The sequence below is a fragment of the Microbacterium sp. ISL-103 genome (assembly GCF_018613995.1).
GTDB lineage: Bacteria > Actinomycetota > Actinomycetes > Actinomycetales > Microbacteriaceae > Microbacterium.
In genome coordinates, this window is the sequence record NZ_JAGGPD010000662.1 from 1 (window position 1) to 1,245 (window position 1,245).

Consider the following 1,245-nt stretch of genomic DNA (forward strand, 5'->3'; position numbering starts at 1 on the left):
GCGAAGACGGGCATACCCGCCAGTCTAGAAGCGCGCGGAACCCACTCAGGACTCCTCGTGGGTGGCGGGATCAGCGTCGAACAAGCGACCGTCCGCGCGTCCCAGAGCGGTGATGGCGTCGACCTCGGCGGGCTCGAGCACGACGGCTCCCGCCTCGAGGTTCGCGACCTGATGCTCGAGCGACGACGCCTTCGGGATCGCCACGGTCTCGCGAGCGATGTGCCAAGCGAGCACGGTCTGCGCGCGGGTGATGCCGTGCGCGGCAGCCACCTCGCCGATCACACGCTCGTCGAGGAGTTCCTTCGCGCGCCCCAGGGGGCTCCACGCCTCGGTGAGGATGCCGTGCTCGCGGTGGTAGGCCAGCTGCTCGATCTGGGTGAAATACGGGTGCACCTCGATCTGGTTCACCACGGGCCGCACGCCCGTCTCGCGCTCGATGCGCTCGAGGTGCTCGGGCAGGAAGTTCGAGACGCCGATCTGCCTCACCGTGCCGCGCTGCTGTGCGTCGACGAGCGCCTGCCAGGCCTCGACGTATTCGTCCTGGCTCGGGTTCGGCCAGTGGATGAGGTGCAGGTCGATCGCGTCGACGCCGAATCGCGAACGGCTCTCCTCAATGCTCGCGCGGGCCTTGGCCAGCGCGTGGTGGCGGCCGGGGATCTTCGTCGTCACGATGATCTCGGAGCGATCGACGTCGGACGCGCGCAGACCGCGACCGACCGATCCCTCGTTCTCGTAGTTGAACGCGGAGTCGAGGAGGCGGTAACCGGCGCCGATGGCGCTGGTGACGGCGTCTGCTCCGGCGTCGCCGTCGAGAGCGTAGGTCCCGAGCCCAAGGGCGGGGAGGGAGAAGCCGTTGTGCGCGGTGAAGTGAGGAAGAGCCGTCATGGCGCCAGCGTACGCTGGAGGTATGACGGAGTCGGAGAGTATGGCGTCCGATGTCGGCATCCCCGATGATGCGGCCCGATGCCCGTGCGGCTCGGGCGATGTGTTCGGCGGATGCTGCGCACCTCTGCTCGACGGGGCGGCGGCGCCGACGGCCGAACGTCTGATGCGTTCGAGATACACGGCGTTCGCGGTGCGCGATGCCGAATACCTGCGCGCGACGTGGCACCCGTCGACCCGGCCCGCCGAACTCGATGTCGACGACGACCTGCGGTGGCGCCGGCTCGTGATCGTCGACCGCGTCGCCGGCGGTCCGTTCGATCGAGAGGGCGGGGGGGGGTTCGAAGCGTTCTGGCGCCAGGG

The 1,245-nt window shown here is 69.3% G+C and carries 2 protein-coding genes; one reads left to right on the plus strand and one right to left on the minus strand.

The window, feature by feature from the left end:
- Window positions 1-45 precede the first annotated feature (45 nt).
- Window positions 46-885: an aldo/keto reductase gene (locus tag J7E68_RS19305; protein WP_215175154.1), complete on the minus strand. Its 840-nt coding sequence runs from the start codon at window positions 883-885 to the stop codon at window positions 46-48.
- Between the two features lie 22 nt (window positions 886-907).
- Here J7E68_RS19305 and J7E68_RS19310 point away from each other — a divergent pair.
- Window positions 908-1,245: YchJ family protein (locus J7E68_RS19310; protein ID WP_251049183.1), on the plus strand; the 338-nt coding region annotated here is incomplete at its 3' end.